We start from the raw sequence: 18,184 nt of genomic DNA, 5'->3' as shown, positions 1-18,184 counted from the left end.
ACATAGAACAGGATATTGAAGACGAGCGAGCGAAGAAAAATGACGGCCATCGAAGTCCCTGATTCAGTGGGCGGAGTAGTTGTCTCGATTCGATCGTCTTGATCCAATTGGCTTGAATTCAATTGGCTTGAATTCAATTGACCTGCGCCGTCGCCGGCCGGCGCGGCGACGGCGAGCTAGCCGGCGGCTCCGGGATATCGAATGTCAGATCGATGCCGAGATGGGCCAGACGGACCCGCGCCACCGCGGCGAGATATTTGACATATTCCGACAACAACAGCCGCAGCGCCCCGCCGCTCAGCCACCACGGTTCATCGCGCCATTTGTCGCCGACCACGGCGAATGGGATGAGCGAGATATCCGGCAACGCATGCGACAATTCCACGATCGCCCGCGGCATGTGATAGTTCGACGTCACCACGATCAGCGATGTGAAGCCGCGCTCATGCACCCAGCGCCGCGTCTCGGCCGCGTTGCTGCGGGTGTTGACCGCGGAGTGGTCGAGATCGACGCAGCAATTGAACAGCGCCTGGCTCTCCTGCAGCGAACGGGAAATATCGGCCGCCGCGCTGGTCGGATGCACGCCCGAAATCAACAGGCGCTTGCCGTAGCCGGCGGCGAGCAGTTCCATCGCGTCGGACACCCGCGACGACCCGCCGGTCAAGACCACGATGCCGTCGGCGTGGCGGTCGGGCTTTGTTTCAGCGCCGGGCAAATGCGACACAAAGGCGAGAAAGCCGGCGGCGATCGCGACACACGTCACCGCCGCGACGCCGACAAACGTCGCGCGCAGGCGGCCACCCGAGGCATGCGACGGCGCATTTGGCGATCTATCGTCGGACTGCGTGGTCATGCGATGGTTACGATCCGCTCCCCGCGCGAACTTGAAGAGGTTTCGGGCCAAATGGAGTCCCGTCCGCAGCCATCACTCGATCTCGTCAAGCGTCGCGAACAGCGTGCGACGCGAGGCCCAGGCCGTGATCGCCGCGATCATCACGGCCTGCGCCGTCAGCACCAGATAGCCGGAAGGCCGCAGAGAGAAGGTCCCCAGCAGTGCGCCGAACTGGTCGCCGATCGGGGTGCCGGAGAACCAGCCGGCAACAGATTCCGAAAAGCCGAAAAACAGCATGGCCACCCCGCCGCCGATCACGCCGCCCTCGAGACCGAGCAGAAGAAAATGCCGGAAAAAGCGGTCGGCGATCCAGCCATCCGCGGCACCGACGAAATGCAGCACTTCGACGATCGGGCGATTCGCGGCCATCGCGCCCCGCGTCGCGAACGAAACCGAGATGACCGTCGCGACGATCACCAGAGCCAGGATGCCGACGCCTCCGAACACGGTCGCGTTCGACATCGAGCGCATTCGGTCGATCCAGGCGCGATGATCATCGACGCTCGCGGTCGGCGTCACCTGGACCACCCGGCTGCGCAGTTCTGCCAGATCGAGCGTAGTCCCGGGCTGAACGCGCGCCACGATCACACGCGGCACCGGCAAATCATCGAGCGAAAGCCCGCTGCCGAGCCAAGGCTCCAGCAACTGGGCGGCTTCGTCCTTGGAAAACGGCCTGACGTCGATGATGCCGGCCTGCGTCTTCATCGCATCTGCGACCGCGGCGGTGTCGCGCTCGATATCGCGGCCGGTCTCCGGACGCACCTGGACGGTGATTTCGCTCGCGACATCCGACTGCCATTCCGCCGCCGACGCGCCGATCAGCAACACCGCGCCGGTGGTGATCGAAGCCAGGAATGTCATGATCGCGACGACGGCGACCAGCGCGCGCCCGGAAATCGAGGCGCGCGGAACGATCGGCGACAGGTTGCGCGCCCGCGCCGGAAGCTGCGGGTGATCTTGCGCCAGATCGACCATCGGACTGTGTCCGTCTACCCTACTCATAGATGTGCAAGCGTCCCTGATGCAAAACCAGCCGTCGCGCGTCGTATTGATCCATCAACGTGATGTCGTGCGTTGCGATGATGACCGCGGTGCCGGACTTGTTCAGTTCGATGAACAGTCGCAGCAATCGCCGCCCGAGCGTCGGATCGACATTGCCGGTGGGCTCGTCCGCCAGCAACAATTGCGGCCGCGAGATCACCGCCCGCGCGATCGCCGCGCGCTGCTTTTCTCCGCCGGACAGGATCGGCGGCAGCGCATCCATCCGCTCGCCCAGTCCCACCCATTTGAGCAGATCGATGACCTCCTTGCGATAGGTGGATTCTTCGCGGCCGATGACGCGAAACGGCAGCGCCACGTTTTCGTAGGTGGTCATGTGATCGAGCAGCCGAAAATCCTGCAGCACGATGCCGATCCGTTTGCGCAGGTCCGCGACCTCGTCCTTGCCGAGCAGCGAGACGTCGTTGCCGAACAGCGTGACCAGGCCGCGCGTCGGTCGGATCGACAAGAACAAGAGTCGGAGCAGCGACGTCTTGCCGGCACCCGACGGCCCGGTGAGGAACTGAAAGGAATGCGCGGGAACCAGGAAATTGAGGTCGCGCAGAATCTCCGGCCCCAGGCCGTACCGCAATCCGACATTTTCGAACCGAACCAAGCTCAGCTCCGTTCGAGCAGGGGACGCGCCGGAAACCTGACACCAAAGGCGCGCGGCTCACAGCCAGCCCGTTTTCCGTCGGTTATGGTTTCCGATTCGTTAACGGTCGCCTTGTACCATCTGCGGGTCTTGATTCCGAATAGCAGCGTCATGATAGAGAGCGGCTCCGTGCACATCGTTTGCCCCCATTGTACAACTTCTTATGCCATCGATATGGCGACCCTGGGAGCGGCCGGCCGCAACGTGCGGTGCTCCCGCTGCAAGGAAATCTGGCTGGCGCGGCCGGAAGATGCGGTCGAAATCGCCCCCGTCGCAGCTGCCATGGCGACCACAGCCCAACCCGGCGGGCAAGATGATACCGACGGCTGGGGCTTGCCAGCCGAGGAAGAGGCTCCATATCCCCCCACGGTCGAGAGCCCATCGATCGCGGCCGATTGGCAGGGCGATGGTTCGTCCAGCGAAGCCGAGTCCGATTGGGCCGCTTTGGCTCAAAACGACGCGCCGGATAGCGAAGATGTGCCGCGACGCGCGGGCTGGTTCTCCAAGCGCTCGAAGCGGGCCGGGCGCAGCCTCACCGGGGGCGGGTCGTTTGTCAATCTCCGCACCGGCTGCGCCGCGATGGGCGCGCTGGTTCTGGCCCTGATCGTCTGGCGCGTCGACGTGGTACGGCTGATGCCGCAGACCGCGAGCTTCTACAAGATGGCTGGCCTGGGGGTGAACCTGCGCGGCCTGTCGTTCAGGGACGTCAAGGTCACGTCCGAGACGGTGGAAGGAAAGCCCGTGCTGGTCATCGAAGGCGTCATTGTCGGAGAAACCCGCAACGTGGTCGATTTGCCGCGGCTGCGCTTTAGCGTCCGCGACGCCCAGGGCGCCGAAATCTATGCCTGGAACACCGTGCTGGAACAGACCGTGTTGGAGCCGGGCGAACGCGCCGTGTTCAAGTCGCGCCTGGCCTCTCCTCCGACCGAGGGGCGCAGCATCGATATCCGCTTCTTCAACCGGCGCGATATCGCCGGTGGCAATGTATGATATCGACAGCTCTCGAAGCTTGTGAAAGATTTCGGCCCGATGCCGCGCGTTCTGATCGCCGACGATGAAGTCTCCATGCGCACGCTGGTGGCGCGCGCGATTGCCATGGACGGCCATGACACCGTGACCGCGCAGGATGGCGCCGAGGCGCTGGACATCCTGACCCGCGAAGAGGGTGCTTTCGACCTGCTGCTCACCGACATCCAGATGCCGATCATGGACGGAATCGCGCTGGCGCTCAGCGCCGCGCGGGACTTCCCCGGCCTGACCATCCTGTTGATGACGGGTTATGCCGATCAGCGCGAACGCGCCTCCAACCTCAGCGCCATCGCGCATGACGTGATCACGAAGCCGTTCTCGGTGGCCGACATCCGCACCGCCGTCGCCGACGCGCTGGCCGCGCGGCGCATCGTTTAGTGCGGTCGCCTGATTTGTCGTTGCCTGGCGTAGACGCCCGAAGGATGGCGTGGCCTCCAGCGCCGATGACCCGCGCGCCTGGCCGAAGCCCCGGCGGCGCGGCGAAAGCCCGCCAATCCCACCTTTCTTGAAGGCTTCGAGCCCGAAGGATTCCAGCGAAGCGGCGCGATGCGCTGCTCAAGCCAGCGCATGACATTTGTCGCTTCAGGGAAACGGTCGGCCCGAGCCCGAAATGCTCAGTAATCCTTCAACAGCCGCTCGATGTAATCGAGCTCGATCTGCGGCCGGCTCGGATCGGCGAGGCGGCGGCGGAGTTCTTCCAGGATGCGTCGGACCCGCTGCACGTCGATTTCACCCGGAATCATCTTCTGCAGGTCGTCGCCATATTCGCGCCCATGCAGCGGCCGCCCGAGGGGATCGGTGCCGTTCGGGCCGGCCTGCCGGCGGCCGAGATGATCTCCCCGACCATCGCCCTGCCCGTCGCCATCGCCCTGCTGCATCGCGTCCGCGAGGCTCTGGGCTCCCTTGCGCAAGGCGTCCAGCGCCTTGCCTTGCGAATCCACCGCGGCATCGGCGTTCCCCTCACCCAGTTTGCCGGTGGCATCGCCCATCGCGCTGTCGGCCGCACCCAGGCCATCCTCGCCGTCCCCCTGATCGCCGCTCTGATCGCCTTGCTCAGCCTGGTCTCCCTGCTGGCCGCTCTGCCCCTTCTGGCCAGGCTGGCCCTGTTGTCCGAGGCCGCGCTTGGCAAGCTCCTCCTGCAGCTTCTTGAGGCGGTCGCGCAGGCCCTGCTGATCCTGCTGCAGGTCGCCCATGCTTTGATCGCCGCCCTGCTTGCCGCGCATCCGATCGTTCCGGGAATCCTGGCCCTGCTTGTAGGTCTTGTCGCGCAATTGCTGCTGCTTGCGAATCATATCGCCGAGCTCATTGAGCGCCTGTTCCATGTCGCCATCCTGCGACTGGCCGGGCTGCGCCATCTGCAGGTTTTCGAGCATTTCCGCGAGTTGATCGAGCAACTGCTTGGCGGCGTCCTTGTCGCCCGAGCGCGACAGCCGCTCCATGCGATCGATCATGTTGTTGAGGTCCTGCTCACGCAGCATTCGCGTGTTGGGATCGAGCGGGCGGGCCAGTTGCTGCGGATTGTTGCGCGACTGCTCGGCGAGCTGGCGCATGAAATTATCCAGCGCCGCACGCAGATCCTGCGTGAGCTTCTTGATTTCCTCGTCGCTGGCGCCGCGCTCCAGCGCCTGCTTCAGGGCGTCCTGCGCCGCGCGCAACGCCTTGTCGACGTCGGTGATGTCGCCGTCCTCGATCGACACCGCGAGCGCCCAGAGGCTCGCGACCACGCCGCGCAACGCATCGTCGGTGTGGGCGGCTTGCAGCTCATGGGCGACGTTGTAGAGACCGAGATAGTGGCCGGCCTCCTCCGACATGAACAGTTCCGGCGCGATCATCAGCGCATCCAGCGCGTCGGAGACCTCCGCGCTCTGGTTGGCGTCGAGCGCCAGGATGCGGCGCTGCTCGATCAGCGCGCGTGCCAGAGGTTTGGTGAACAGCCGCTCCGGCAGCCGCATGTCGAAGGGTTCGCTCTTGCCCTCGTTGCCAGCCTCGTCCTTCGCGCTCAGCGTCAGCGTGACGTCAGCGCCGGCATAGGGATCTTCACTGAGATCCTTGACAGTCTGGCCGATGCCGTTGCGGGTCCGCGCGTTCGGCAGCACCAACGGGAATTGAGGCGGCGCAAACAGCGGCCGCGCCACGTTGGAAGCATCCTTCGAGGCATCCTTGGATCCATTGGCCTTGGATCCATTGGGCTGGCGGGCGGCAAAATGCGCCTGTGCTGCGGTGACGCCGTAATCGTCCTCGATCTTGTAGGACATTTGCAGCGAGCCGCGGGCCTGCCGTTCCGGATCCTTGGCCAACGCGATTGTCGGCGCGCGGTCAGGCGTTGCCGTGAATTTCCATTGCGGCTGGCCGGACGGCGCCCGCACATGCACGGTGCCGTCACCTGCGATCGTGAAGTCCTTTTCATTGGTGCCTTGCGGTGCCCGTTGGCTGGCTGCAGCTTCGGTAACGCCGCCGGCCGCGACCACGTCAAGCGTTCCACCGCTGGAGCGCACGACCAGGGCGCTGCCCACCGGCACCGGCAACGGCCCGTTCTCGGCAAGCGCGGCTTCCTTGTTGGCAGCCGACAGGATGATCGGCGGCTTGCCGGTATAGAGCGGCGGGGTCACCCAGGCATCGACCCGGACAGTGACCGGCGACAGCACGCCGTTCCAGTCGAAGGCCGCGGCAACCCGCATGCTTCGCTCGTCGCCGGCGGCGAAATAGGCCGCGACCAGCATGACCAGGACCAGGCCACGCAGAGCCCAGGGATCGTGGATGGCGAGCCGAGGCGAAGGCAGCCCGGCGCGGATGCGCCTGATCGAGGCCAGCGTCCGCTCACGCTGCGCCCGCCAGAGCGCGAGTGCGACAGGGTCCTCAGTCTTCAGGGTGTCCGTGAGTTCGGTCGCCGGCCGGTGGCGGATGCCGGAACCACGATCGAGGCGGCTCAGGCCCTGCTCACGGCTCGGCCAGCGGAACCAGACCAGCGGCCAGATCGCTGCGATCAGCAGCAGCGCAAACAGGCCAAGACCCGCGGCGCGTGCCAAAAACGGCAGCGTCAGCCACAACCCGACCCATGACAGCGTCAGAAACAGTCCGACGACGGTCAGAAGTCGGGCGAGATGCGGCCAGGCGCGCTCCCAGGCTATGGCATATTGCGCGCGTTGCAGAGCCTGCGCCAGCTTGAGACGCGCCAAGGCGTCCTGATCGCGCGCCGATGGATCACGTCCTGATTGATCGCGCGTTGGGTCCGACGGGTCGGGGTTCGTGCCGCTCAACAATCTCTCCAGGTTGCCCGGTATCGCAGCCTAACACAACGGCGGCAGTTAGGCATCCGGTGCAAGACGGTATCCCACACCGGAAATACGCATAGCACGAAAGCGTGACTACGCCCGCTCAACCTCCTAGGTTTCGGCCGCAAAGATCTGCCGCAATATCTCGAATCTGAGCAAGAGCCGGCGAACAAGACCCGGAGAAGGAGGCGTCATGGACCAGAAGATGCACGACAAGGGGCTGGAAATCCGCAAGGCGGTACTCGGCGAGGCCTATGTCAGCAACGCCCTCAAGAACGTCGACAGCTTCAACAAGCCGTTCCAGGACCTGCTCAACGAATATTGCTGGGGCTCGGTCTGGGGCCGCGAGGAATTGCCGCGCAAGACCCGCAGCATGCTCAATATCGCGATGATCTCGATCCTCAACCGGCCACATGAGTTGCGCGCGCATCTGAAAGGCGCCTTGACCAACGGCGTCACGCGTGACGAGATTCGCGAGATCCTGATGCAGGTCGCGATCTATGGCGGCATGCCGGCGGCCGTCGACAGCTTCCGCATCGCCCGCGAAGTGTTCGCCGAAATCGACAAGGGCTAAGGCGAGCGCATCATGAATATTGGATTCATCGGCCTCGGGAAGATGGGCTTTCCCATGGCCCGCCGCCTGATCGAGGCCGGCAACCCGCTCGTGGTGTTCGATAACCAGAGGGAAGCGATGGACAGACTGGCCGCGCTCGGCGCCGAGGGTGCATCTTCGCCCAGGGACGTCGCTGACCGCGCCGAGACCGTGATGGCGAGCCTGCCATCGCTGCAGGCTTCGCTCGAGGTCGCAACCGGCAAGGACGGCGTGATCGAAGGCGGCAAGGTCAGGCGCTTCATTGATCTGTCGACCGTCGGCTCGCATATGGCGGCGCGGATCCATGGTTTGCTGGCCAAGCACGACATCGTGCAGCTCGACAGTCCGGTCTCGGGCGGCGTCGGCGGCGCCGAGAAGGGCACGCTTGCGGTGATGGTGTCGGGACCGAAAGCCGAGTTCGAGGCGGTCAAGCCCGCGCTCGCGGTCATCGGCAAGGTATTCTTCATCGGTGAAAAGCCCGGCTCGGCGCAGACCATGAAGCTCGCCAATAACCTGTTGTCGGCGACCGCAATGGTCGCGACCTCGGAGGCCGTGGTGATGGGCGTCAAATCCGGGCTTGATCCGAACGTCATGATCGACGTGATCAATTCCGGCTCCGGGCTGAACACCGCAAGCCGCGACAAGTTTCCACGCTCGGTCCTGCCGCGCAGCTTCGACTTCGGTTTTGCCACCGGGCTGATGGTGAAGGACGTAAGGCTGGCGCTGGAGGAGATGCGATCGCTCGGGCTCAACATGGAAGTCGCCGAGGCGGTCGGACGGCTGTGGGAGGTCGTGATCCGCGAGATGGGTCCGGACTCCGACTTCACCTCCGCGGTCCAGCCGATCGAGAAGGCGGCCGGCGTCGTGGTCGGCAGCGCCAAGGGCGCGCAGGCCGTGACATGAGGGCCGATAAAACCCCCAAACCGCGTCGTCCCGGACAAATGAGCTCCCGGCAGCGCTCTTGCGCTGTCCGGCAGCGAACGCGATCCGGACCTGTAGCCCCAGGCGCTTGTGCACTCGAACGCCGCAGCCGCCGCCCGGCGCGACAATCAACTTCGATGACATGGGTTGCTGACGCGCGGGAACGACGCCGTTCAGCCTGTCACAACCATGGCGCCATCCTGTCCATCGCGATCAATTCCTCGACCTCGACGCGCGGGCGCACCACGGCGTATTGATCGTCCTTCACCAGCACCTCCGGCACCAGCGCGCGGGTGTTGTAGGTCCCTGACTGCACGGCGCCATAGGCGCCGGCGGTCATGATCGCCAGCAGATCGCCTGGCTTGGGCTCGGCCAGCGTGCGGTCGAGCGCGAGATAGTCGCCGCTCTCGCAGACCGGGCCGACCACATCGGCCGTCATGCCGCGCGCGCCCGGCGCCTCGACCACCGGCAGGATGTCGTGATGCGCCTCATAGAGCGTCGGCCGGATCAGATCGTTCATCGCTGCGTCGATGATGACGAAGTTCCTGGCTTCGCCGTGCTTCACGTAGATCACGCGGCTGACGAGGATGCCGGCGTTGCCGACGATCAGCCGGCCCGGCTCGAACATCAGCGTGCAGCCGAGATTATGCGCGACGCGTTTGACCATCGCGGCATAGGCGTCGGGCGCCGGCGGCGCCTCGCGATCCATGTAATAGGGAATGCCGAGGCCGCCGCCGAAATCGACATGCGAGATATCGTGACCGTCGGCGCGCAGCGTCTGCACCAACTCCGCCAACATCCGGAACGCCGTCTCCATGCGCGCCAGGTCGGTGATCTGGCTGCCGATGTGCATGTCGACGCCGGTCACCGCGACGCCTGGCAGGTTCGCCGCATGGGCGTAGACGTCGCGCGCCCGGGCCAGCGGGATGCCGAACTTGTTCTCGGACTTGCCGGTCGAAATCTTGGCATGCGTACCGGCATCGACGTCGGGATTGACCCGCACCGAGATGCGCGCGGTCTGGCCGGCCTCGAAGGCCAGGCGCGACAGCAAGTCGAGTTCCGGCTCGGACTCGACGTTGATGCAGAGAATATCGGCCGCGAGCGCGGCGCGCAGTTCGGATTCGGTCTTGCCGACGCCGGAGAACAGGATCTTGTGTGGTGGAATGCCGGCTGCGAGCGCACGCTTCAATTCGCCGCCCGAGACCACATCGGCGCCGGCTCCGAGCTTTGCCAGCGTACGCAGCACCGACTGGTTGGAATTGGCCTTCATGGCGTAGCAAACCAGCACCTTCTCGCCGGCGAAGGCTGCAGTGAAGACGCGGTAATGCCGCTCCAGCGTCGCCGTCGAATAGCAGTAAAAAGGCGTGCCGACGGCTGCCGCGAGGTCCACAAGATTGACCGCCTCGGCGTGCAGCACGCCGTTGCGATAGTCAAAATGGTTCATGATAATTCATGATCACCGGGTGCTCGAACTGGGATGGTCATCGCCCAGCAGCGGATCGAGGATGAACGGCTGCTTGGTTCCCTTGGCAGCGGCTGGCGGCCCGTCGGTTCCGTAGCTCGAGTTGAACAGGGTCGGCTTGCTTGCCGCATCCGTTGCGGCGTCGGTCGAAGCCGGCGCCACGGACGCCGTCGGCGCGCCGGAGGCGGTCGGCGGCAGGTCGAGCCCGCCTTAGCGACCGCAAGCGGCCAGCGTCAACGCCGCAGCAGTGAGCACAATGACGGCCCATCCCGAACGCGTCGGGCTCAATTCACGATTCACGACACCATCCCCAATTCGGGCCGCACCATACAAAGATTGCCTTGCCAAGGCGAGTGCTGGAAAACCACGCAATTGCAGCGAAATTCGATCCTCAGCCCGATTTTCGCTGTTTTTCCAAACGCCTCGCCCAGGCTTTCGCCTGCGACGCCACGTTCTTCGGCGCGGTGCCGCCAAAACTGGTCCGGCTTTTCACCGAGGCCTCGACGGAAAGCACGTCCAGCGCCTCGGCCGTGATCTTCGGCTCGATCTCCCGCATCGCCGCGAGCGGCAATTCATGCAGCGCGAGCCCCTCCTTCGAGGCCCGGGCAACGATCCGCCCGGTGACATGGTGGGCGTCGCGGAAAGGCATTTTCAGCGTGCGAACCAGCCAGTCGGCGAGATCGGTGGCGGTGGCGTAGCCATCGCCAGCCGCCTGTTTCATCCGCGCCTCGTCGGGGACGAGATCCATCACCATGCCGGTCATGGCCCGGATCGCCAGCGACAGCGCGGCAAAGGCCTCCATCGCGCCCTGCTTGTCCTCCTGCATGTCCTTCTGATAGGCGAGCGGCAGTCCCTTCATCACGATCAAAAGCGCGGTCAGGGCGCCGATGATTCGCCCGGTCTTGGCGCGCACCAGTTCGGCGGCATCCGGATTGCGCTTCTGCGGCATGATGGAAGAGCCGGTGGTGAACTTGTCCGACAGCCGCACCAGTCCCACCAGCGGTGAGGTCCACACCACCAGTTCCTCTGCAAAGCGCGACAGATGCACCGCCGTGATCGCGGCCGCCGACAGAGTCTCCAGCACGAAATCGCGGTCGGAGACCGCGTCCAGCGAATTGGCCATCGGCCGGTCGAAGCCGAGCGCCTGCGCCGTCGCATCGCGATCGATCGGAAACGATGTGCCGGCAAGCGCTGCCGCGCCGAGCGGGGATTCATTGAGTCGCTTGCGCGCATCGGCAAAGCGGCCGCGGTCGCGCGCGGCCATCTCGACATAGGCCAGCAGATGATGACCGAAGGTCACGGGCTGCGCGGTCTGCAGATGGGTAAATCCCGGCATCACGGTCGCCGCGTGCTCCGTCGCCCGCTGCACCAGCGCGCTTTGGAACGCGGCCAGCGCCGCGTCTGTCTCGTCGATGACATCGCGGACATAAAGCCTGAAATCGGTCGCCACCTGATCGTTGCGGGAGCGCGCGGTATGCAGCCGTCCCGCGGCAGGCCCGATCAGTTCGGAAAGCCGGCCCTCGACGTTCATGTGAATGTCCTCGAGCGCGCGCTTGAACTCGAAGCCACCCTTGGAGATCTCCGACAAGATCGCGTCGAGACCCTTGCCGATGCTCTTCGCATCGTTTGCGGTGATGATGCCTTGCGCGGCGAGCATCGCCGCATGCGCCTTGGACGCGGCGATGTCCTGGGCATAGAGGTGACGGTCGACGTCGATCGAAACGTTGATTTCCTCCATGATGGCATCAGGGCGCTCGGAAAACCGGCCGCCCCACATCTTGTTGCTCATGATCCCCTTGCTCACGACGTCATCACATCCGCGCGCGACAAGCCTCGCGGCGTTTGCCGGGCCGCCTTCCATCATATAGGCCCTTGCATAGCCGTATCAGAACCAAGATGACAAACGATATGCCCGAATCCCCCTCGCCTGTCCCCAGTGCCATGCGCCGGATTCCGCTGGTGGTCGCGGCGGTCCTGATCGGCGGAGCGATCGGATTTGCCGGAATCTACGGCATGCGCGGGCTGAAAGGCCCTGGCGGGGATCCCGCGTGCCGCGCGGCAGTGGATACCGCACACAGGATCGCGCCGCTGGCCCATGGCGAGGTGGCGGCGCTGACCATGGCCGCGACACCGCTGCGGCTGCCCGACCTTGCCTTCGACGATGCCGACGGCAAGCCGCGCAAGCTGTCGGACTGGCGCGGCAAGACGGTGCTGGTGAACCTGTGGGCCACCTGGTGCGTGCCCTGCCGTAAGGAGATGCCGGCGCTCGAGGGCCTGCAGAGCAGGCTCGAGGGGCCGAAATTCGAGGTCGTCGCGATCAATATCGACACCCGGGATCCGGACAAGCCAAAGGCCTTCTTGAGAAATGCCAAGCTGACCCGGCTCGGCTATTTCAATGACCCGAATGCCAAGGTTTTCCAGGATCTTAAGGCGATAGGCCGGGCGCTGGGAATGCCGACTTCGGTGCTCGTCGACGGCCAGGGCTGTGAAATCGCGACCATCGCGGGCCCAGCCGAATGGGACAGCGACGACGCGGTCAAGCTGGTCACCGCGGCGATGACGCCTCCGGGCTGACCAGCCACGGTCGCCCCGCTTCGGCCGCCCCGGCGCCAGCGGCCTCGGCGGGTCAGCTCTCGTCGGCGATGCCATTGCGCAACAGGCCGACCCGGTCGATCTCGACCTCGACGACATCCCCGGGCTTCATCCACAGCGGCGGCGTCCGTCTGGAGCCTACGCCGCCCGGCGTGCCTGTCACGATCACATCGCCCGGCTCCAGCCGCGTGAAGGACGAGCAGTATTCGATCTGTTGCGGGATGCCGAAGATCATCTGGCTGATGGTCGCATCCTGAACGACCTGACCGTTGAGGCGGGTCTGCAGCCGCAACGGGCCCAGATCGCCGGCTTCATCCGGCGTCACCATCCAGGGGCCGAACGCCCCGGTCTGCGGGAAATTCTTACCCGGCGTGAATTGATGGGTATGGCGCTGATAGTCGCGGACGCTGCCTTCATTGTAGCAGGCATATCCCGCAATATGGTCCCAGGCTTGCGCGCGGGAAATATAGCGGCCCGGCTTGCCGATGATCAGGGCGAGTTCGCCCTCGAAATCGAGATCCTGCGACACTTTCGGGCGAATGATGTTGCCGAGATGCCCGGTCTGGCTGTTGGCAAAGCGAGCAAACACGGTGGGATTCTCGACCTCGGTGCGGCCGGTTTCCTTGCGATGCGTCTCGTAGTTGAGGCCGATGCAAAGGATTTTGTCAGGGTTGGGAATCACCGGCAGCCAGGCGATGGAAGCGAGCGGATGCCGCGCGGCCTTGCCCGCGGAGGCAGCAGCCTCCGCCAGGGCGTCGGCGGCGATGGCGGATTTCAGGTCGGCAAACCGATCGCGCAGCAGCGCGCCGAGGTCCACGGCCTCCGCGCCGTCGATCAGGCCCCAGCTTGCGGCGCCGTCGATTTTGAAACTTGCGAACTTCATTGGACGTCCTTGGTGTTTGAGGGGTGTCAAGATCGGTTGGCTAGACTGCAGGGACGGATGCGCGAGCGGTTGCCCTGGTCGAGGCGAATCGCGCCAAAGTGCGCTCCGGAAATATCAGCGCGAAGGCGGCAGCGGCGCCGACGATGAGAATGCCGGCTGCAAATGTCATGGCGTGTGCGTAGCCGAGGCCAACCTCGGACCCGGCTTCGCCCACGATCCAGCCGGTGAGCGCGTTGGAGACCAGAGCCGACGCCGCGTTACCGGAATAGATCACGACGATCAACGTCCCGCGCTGCGCGGCCGGCGCCACCGCGCCGAGCGCAACCGGACCAAAGATCGTGGTCAGGCTCGGCGCGGCGAAGGCGATCGCGATCAAGACAAGCTGGAGCGGCCCGGTGATCACCAGGGTGGTCAGCAGCGCGCAGCCCGCGGCGAGCAGCGCCAGGCCTGAGGAATTGCCCAGGCAGGCGCGCAGGCTCCAGCCGCGACGCTGCATCGTCTGCGTGATCCAGGAACCGCCGAGCAGTAGAGGCGACTGGAACAGATAGATGCCGAAGATGATCCAGCCGACCTCGGTCGGGTTGTAACCAAGGCCGAGCTGAAGATAAGGCGGCAGCCACGTCGCCGACATGCCGACGATCCAGTATGACATGGTCGACATGACGATGACGCCAATCACCGTCGGATCTCCCCACAGCATCCTCACCGGCACGGTTGCACCCGCCTGCGGCGCGTCAAGTCTGCCATGGGTGGCCGCATACGGCCCTTCGCCGCCGATCACGGCCCATGCCGCCATCCAGGCAAGACCCAGCAGGCCGCAGACCAGAAAACCGGTGCGCCAGCCGTGATTGACGATGATGGTGGTGAGAAATGGACCGCCGACCAGAAGCCCGACGCTGATGCCCTGCAGCACCACCGCGCTCGGCACGCTGCGCTTCTCGGCGCTGAACCAGTTGTAGCAGGCATGAAACGCGGTCGGCAGGCCCGGCCCTTCGCCGGCGCCGAGAATGATCCGGCAGGCAATCAGCACCGCGAGCGAGCTGGTGAAATAGATCGGGATCTGTGTCGCCGACCACACCGCCGCGAGGATGAGCAGAATCCATTTCGTCGGGAAACGCCCGATCACGAACAGCCCGACTGCCACGCCGGAGAGCGAGAACAGCAGGAAAAAGCTGCCGCCGATCCATCCGAACTGTTTCGGCGACAGCGACAATTCCTTCATCATCGGCACCGCTGATAGGCCGAACACCAGTTTGTCAAAAAAATTCAGCGTCTGGAACAGGAACAGCATGACGAGCACGGCAACGGCGCGGCCCCTTCCAGTCGGCTCGACGGTCGCGGCTCGCAATGGCGTCATCGGCGTTCCCCTTTTTTGATTGCGGTTCATTGCAGCCGCGAGAACAGTTCTGACAGCAGCGCGGCGGTTGATTGCGCGTCGGTGCTGACGCCGAACACATAGTGATCCGGACGCACGATCGCGGCCGCGCATTCATGGCGGCCGAACCAGCGCGCCACGACGCCGTCCTCTTCCCTCACCGTACCTTCGGCCGCGCTGTCCGCGATACCGATCCGGATCATCCGCAATCCGAGGGCGCGCGCCTGAGAGTCGACAGGAGCGGAGGCGGCAACGCCGCTGCCGCCATCGACGACGAGGCGCCATCCGATGCCGCAGGCGGCATCGAGCAATTGCCGCCCCACACTGGTCCGCACCCATGGCTGCGGGAACAACGTGCCGTTTGCGGCATGTGCGGCCGCCGTCAGCAATCCGCACCGCAGCGGCGGCACGATATCCTGCCGGGTGATGGTGCGGGGCTGTCCGTCGCCTTCCGCGAGAATGCGGGCATCGCGGGCTTCGGCTGCGACGGGATCGCGCTCGCAGATGACATGGCCGATGGCCTTGATGCGTGTGGTGAGCTCGTGCACATGCGCCCGCCGTTCCTCGTCGTAACTGTCGAGCAGCGCCACGCTGGACTCGCCGCGCACCACCCGGTCGAGTTTCCAGACCAGATTGGCGACATCGCGAATGCCCTGACACATGCCCTGGCCGATGAAGGGCGGCTGCTGATGCGCGGCATCGCCCGCCAGCAACACCCGTCCTCGCCGCCATTGCTCGGCCACCAGCGCGTGAAAGCGGTAGCTCGCCGCCCGCCATAGCGTGGCGTCGGCCGGCGTCAGCCACTTTGCGAGCAGCCGCCAAACCTGGTCCGGCTCTTCCATGTCGCGCGGGTCCTCGCCCGGCAGCAGCATGATCTCGAAGCGGCGATGCCGGCCCGGGCCGATGATGAAAGTCGTCGGCCGGGCCGGGTCGCAAAACTGCGCCGCGGTCTCTGGCAATTTCTTGAGCGCGGCGTCTGCGACCTGCAGGTCCACCACCAGCCACGGTTCGTCGAAGACAAGGTCTTCGAACGCGATGCCGAGCTGTTGCCGTATCATGCTGGAAGCGCCGTCGCAGCCGATGACGTAATCGCCGCTGACGGTGCGCATCGCGCCGCTGTCGCTTCGCAGCTGCAGCTTCACGCCGTCTGCCGTTTGCGTGAAACCGGTGAGTTCGCTGCCGAGCTCGACCATGACGTCGGGATAGGTCTGCGCGTGCTGCCGCAATGCGGCTTCCACCGGCGGCTGCGTGAACACCATGCTCGGCGTGTAACCGAGCGGATAGGGTTCCGCCACCATGTCGATGCGCCGGATCAATTGTCCTTTGGCGCCGAAATGCTGGGATGCCGGAAACGGCGCCATATAGGGACGCACGCGCTCGGCGACGCCGAGATTGTCGAAGATCCGCAGGATCTCGTGATCGATCGCAATCGCGCGCGGCCTGTCGTAAACGGCGCGCTGGCGGTCGATCGCCAGCGTGCGGATGCCGCGGTCACCGAGCAGGCTGGTCGCCACCGCGCCCGTGGGGCCGAAGCCCACGACCACGACCTGGAATTCGTTTGCTTGCACGGCGCTCGACATCGACCTGTTCGATCAGCGGTTGATTTCAGCCCGCGTAGGGGATAGCGACTTGCGCGGCCTTGACGTGATCCGCCTTTGGCGGCGCGATGCCCCACTGATCGGTTCGACCAGGCGGCCAGACCCATTGCTCCGGCCCCCTGAACTTGTAGTCGTCGTCGACCTGCAGCACTTCGGCGGTGTATTCGATAACGAAGCCGGCCGGGTCGATGAAGTAGGCGAACACATTGTCGCCGGGGCCGTGGCGTCCGACACCCCAGGCGATCGGAAAACCGGCATCGATCATGCGCCCGGATCCGCGCATGACCTGCTCCAGATCGGGCATCAGAAACGCGACATGGTTGAGCCCGTTGACGCTTGCATCGGCGATCACCACGGCGTGGTGGTCGCTGTTGCAACGGACAAAGGCCATCATCCGGGTTCGGTCGGTCAGGCGAAAGCCGAGCGCCTTCTCGTAGAACGCAGCCGTCGCATCGGCATCGACGCTGTTGAGATTGACATGGGCGAGCCGCTGCGGCCGATCGACCCAGGACAGGGCGGCGGCATGGACGACGTCACCATGAACGAAGCGCAGCAGGCCGCCTTCCGGTCCGCGCACGATCATGATGATGCCGCCGTCGGGCGCTGGGTTCGCCAGGGGTGGCGAGACAATTTGGCCACCCTGGGCGACGACGTTGCTTGCGAGCACGGTGAAATCATCCGCCGAACCAACGCGAAACGTCACGGCGCGCAGTTCCGGCCGCTCGCTTCGATGCAGCGCCACGACATGGTGGTCACAGCCGCCGGCGCGCAGGTAGACCGCGCCATTGTGGCGCGCCACCACCTGGAGCCCCCAGATCGTGACGTAAAACTGCTCGGAGCGATCAAGGTCCGGCGTGCCCAGATCGACGCTGCGCAGGGCGCGGACGGGAAACCGTGTCAAGGTGCTGATCCTCCATGGCCCCTGGCCGTATATTCTTATTGCACAGAACCCTTCCTGCAAGAATAATTTATAAATTATGCTCGAAGATCGGAATGGCGTATAAATTCAAGGTCCGAGCAGCGTTCAAATCAGGTGTTCACGGGACGGCGGCGGGGAGCCAGGCAGTTGGACATGACAGCGGCAGTTCAAGCGGGAGCCGTGCCGGCGACCCAGGCGAGCCATGTCTATGACCGCCTGCGCGAGGATCTGCTGACGGGTCGGCTTGCCCCCTCGCGCAAACTGCAGATGCGTTTCCTGATCGAGATGTACCAGACTGGACAGACGCCACTGCGCGAGGCGCTCAATCGGCTGGTCTCGGACGGACTGGTCGACGTCCGCGAGCAGCGCGGCTTCTATGTCAGGGACATCAGCCGCGCCGAACTCGCCGAGCTCACCAAGACGCGTTGCTGGGTGGAGAGCCTGGCGTTGCGCGAATCCATGGCGGCGTCGACGGCGCAATGGGAGGAGCAGCTTCTGTTGGCCCAACACCGCCTGAGCCGGGCGCCGCGTTCGCTGAACCAGACGGAATTCGAAGACAATCCCGAATGGGAACGGCTGCACCGCATTTTCCACCGGATGCTGATCGGAAATTGCCAATCGCAGTCGCTGGTCGCGTTCTGCGGACAGCTCGCCGATCGGCTTTATCGCTACCGGCGGCTTTCAATTCGCAAGGCGTTCCCATCGCGTCATGTGGGCGCGGAGCATCTCGCAATCGCCACCGCGGTGATGAGCGGCCATGGCGATGAAGCGGTGGCACTGCTGACCGCCCATTACCAGAAGATCGCCGACGTGATCCTGCAGGATGAGGGGATTTTCCCGGAACTGCGCGGGGAGCGCAGGCCGGGCGGGTAGATTGTCAGGCCGCGACGTTGAGATTGCCGCCGACGCTGCCGGCCTGATTGGCCAGCGAGAGGGTCTGCTGGCCGGCGCCGAGC

At 64.9% G+C, this 18,184-nt stretch carries 17 protein-coding genes; 6 read left to right on the top strand and 11 right to left on the bottom strand.

The features are described from left to right. Positions 1 to 133 precede the first annotated feature (133 nt). The 3 genes from WCB02_RS20955 to ftsE all read right to left on the bottom strand — a co-directional run bounded on the left by WCB02_RS20955 (position 134) and on the right by ftsE (position 2,546). Positions 134 to 853 (bottom strand): YdcF family protein, encoded by a 720-nt coding sequence (locus tag WCB02_RS20955; protein ID WP_423961028.1) that lies wholly within the window; start codon positions 851 to 853, stop codon positions 134 to 136. Between the two features lie 72 nt (positions 854 to 925). Continuing rightward, on the bottom strand, positions 926 to 1,894 hold the full coding sequence (locus tag WCB02_RS20950; protein ID WP_423961026.1) for a cell division protein FtsX: 969 nt from the start codon (positions 1,892 to 1,894) through the stop codon (positions 926 to 928). Continuing rightward, complete coding sequence (gene ftsE, locus WCB02_RS20945; RefSeq protein ID WP_423961024.1) at positions 1,887 to 2,546, bottom strand: cell division ATP-binding protein FtsE; 660 nt, start codon at positions 2,544 to 2,546, stop codon at positions 1,887 to 1,889. The genes WCB02_RS20950 and ftsE overlap by 8 nt, the downstream gene beginning before the upstream one ends. 168 nt (positions 2,547 to 2,714) lie before the next feature. On the opposite strand from ftsE, the gene WCB02_RS20940 reads away from it, so the two are divergent. Next, positions 2,715 to 3,575 (top strand): MJ0042-type zinc finger domain-containing protein, encoded by an 861-nt coding sequence (locus WCB02_RS20940; RefSeq protein WP_423961022.1) that lies wholly within the window; start codon positions 2,715 to 2,717, stop codon positions 3,573 to 3,575. A gap of 39 nt (positions 3,576 to 3,614) precedes the next feature. Then, positions 3,615 to 3,992: a response regulator gene (locus tag WCB02_RS20935; protein WP_423961020.1), complete on the top strand. Its 378-nt coding sequence runs from the start codon at positions 3,615 to 3,617 to the stop codon at positions 3,990 to 3,992. A gap of 236 nt (positions 3,993 to 4,228) precedes the next feature. On the opposite strand, the gene WCB02_RS20930 is transcribed toward WCB02_RS20935, so the two are convergent. After that, positions 4,229 to 6,871 (bottom strand): TIGR02302 family protein, encoded by a 2,643-nt coding sequence (locus WCB02_RS20930; RefSeq protein ID WP_423961018.1) that lies wholly within the window; start codon positions 6,869 to 6,871, stop codon positions 4,229 to 4,231. A gap of 208 nt (positions 6,872 to 7,079) precedes the next feature. Here WCB02_RS20930 and WCB02_RS20925 point away from each other — a divergent pair, with 208 nt between their 5' ends. Continuing rightward, positions 7,080 to 7,460, top strand: coding sequence for a carboxymuconolactone decarboxylase family protein (locus tag WCB02_RS20925; RefSeq protein WP_423961017.1), 381 nt, complete (start codon positions 7,080 to 7,082; stop codon positions 7,458 to 7,460). A gap of 12 nt (positions 7,461 to 7,472) precedes the next feature. Continuing rightward, positions 7,473 to 8,381, top strand: a complete 909-nt coding sequence (locus WCB02_RS20920) for an NAD(P)-dependent oxidoreductase (protein WP_423961016.1) — start codon at positions 7,473 to 7,475, stop codon at positions 8,379 to 8,381. A 199-nt stretch (positions 8,382 to 8,580) separates the two neighbouring features. Here the strand turns inward: WCB02_RS20920 and lysA are convergent, their stop codons facing one another. The 3 genes from lysA to argH all read right to left on the bottom strand — a co-directional run bounded on the left by lysA (position 8,581) and on the right by argH (position 11,650). Beyond that, on the bottom strand, positions 8,581 to 9,843 hold the full coding sequence (gene lysA / locus WCB02_RS20915) for a diaminopimelate decarboxylase (RefSeq protein ID WP_423961015.1): 1,263 nt from the start codon (positions 9,841 to 9,843) through the stop codon (positions 8,581 to 8,583). A 12-nt stretch (positions 9,844 to 9,855) separates the two neighbouring features. Next, entirely contained in the window at positions 9,856 to 10,023 is a 168-nt protein-coding gene (locus tag WCB02_RS20910) for a hypothetical protein (protein WP_423961014.1), read from the bottom strand. A 229-nt stretch (positions 10,024 to 10,252) separates the two neighbouring features. Next, positions 10,253 to 11,650 (bottom strand): argininosuccinate lyase, encoded by a 1,398-nt coding sequence (gene argH, locus WCB02_RS20905; RefSeq protein ID WP_423961030.1) that lies wholly within the window; start codon positions 11,648 to 11,650, stop codon positions 10,253 to 10,255. Between the two features lie 107 nt (positions 11,651 to 11,757). Between argH and tlpA the strand changes: the two genes are divergently transcribed. Further along, complete coding sequence (gene tlpA / locus WCB02_RS20900; protein WP_423961011.1) at positions 11,758 to 12,435, top strand: thiol:disulfide interchange protein TlpA; 678 nt, start codon at positions 11,758 to 11,760, stop codon at positions 12,433 to 12,435. A gap of 52 nt (positions 12,436 to 12,487) precedes the next feature. On the opposite strand, the gene WCB02_RS20895 is transcribed toward tlpA, so the two are convergent. The 4 genes from WCB02_RS20895 to WCB02_RS20880 are packed head-to-tail and all read right to left on the bottom strand — an operon-like array spanning position 12,488 to position 17,210. After that, positions 12,488 to 13,336 carry a fumarylacetoacetate hydrolase family protein gene (locus tag WCB02_RS20895; RefSeq protein WP_423961008.1) on the bottom strand — a complete coding sequence of 283 codons (849 nt, stop codon included), beginning with the start codon at positions 13,334 to 13,336 and terminating at the stop codon, positions 12,488 to 12,490. A gap of 40 nt (positions 13,337 to 13,376) precedes the next feature. Next, on the bottom strand, positions 13,377 to 14,693 hold the full coding sequence (locus tag WCB02_RS20890; RefSeq protein ID WP_423961006.1) for an MFS transporter: 1,317 nt from the start codon (positions 14,691 to 14,693) through the stop codon (positions 13,377 to 13,379). A 26-nt stretch (positions 14,694 to 14,719) separates the two neighbouring features. Continuing rightward, positions 14,720 to 16,291: a bifunctional 3-(3-hydroxy-phenyl)propionate/3-hydroxycinnamic acid hydroxylase gene (locus tag WCB02_RS20885; protein WP_423961005.1), complete on the bottom strand. Its 1,572-nt coding sequence runs from the start codon at positions 16,289 to 16,291 to the stop codon at positions 14,720 to 14,722. 25 nt (positions 16,292 to 16,316) lie between these two features. Next, a complete protein-coding gene (locus WCB02_RS20880) occupies positions 16,317 to 17,210 on the bottom strand; it encodes a VOC family protein (RefSeq protein ID WP_423961003.1) in 894 nt (297 codons plus the stop codon). A gap of 171 nt (positions 17,211 to 17,381) precedes the next feature. Here WCB02_RS20880 and WCB02_RS20875 point away from each other — a divergent pair, with 171 nt between their 5' ends. Continuing rightward, positions 17,382 to 18,101, top strand: a complete 720-nt coding sequence (locus WCB02_RS20875; protein WP_423961002.1) for a GntR family transcriptional regulator — start codon at positions 17,382 to 17,384, stop codon at positions 18,099 to 18,101. The last annotated feature ends 83 nt before the right edge of the window (positions 18,102 to 18,184 follow it).

Source organism: Bradyrhizobium sp. (genome assembly GCF_049581145.1).
Taxonomy (GTDB): domain Bacteria; phylum Pseudomonadota; class Alphaproteobacteria; order Rhizobiales; family Xanthobacteraceae; genus Bradyrhizobium.
This window is presented reverse-complemented; position numbering and strand designations above follow the sequence as displayed.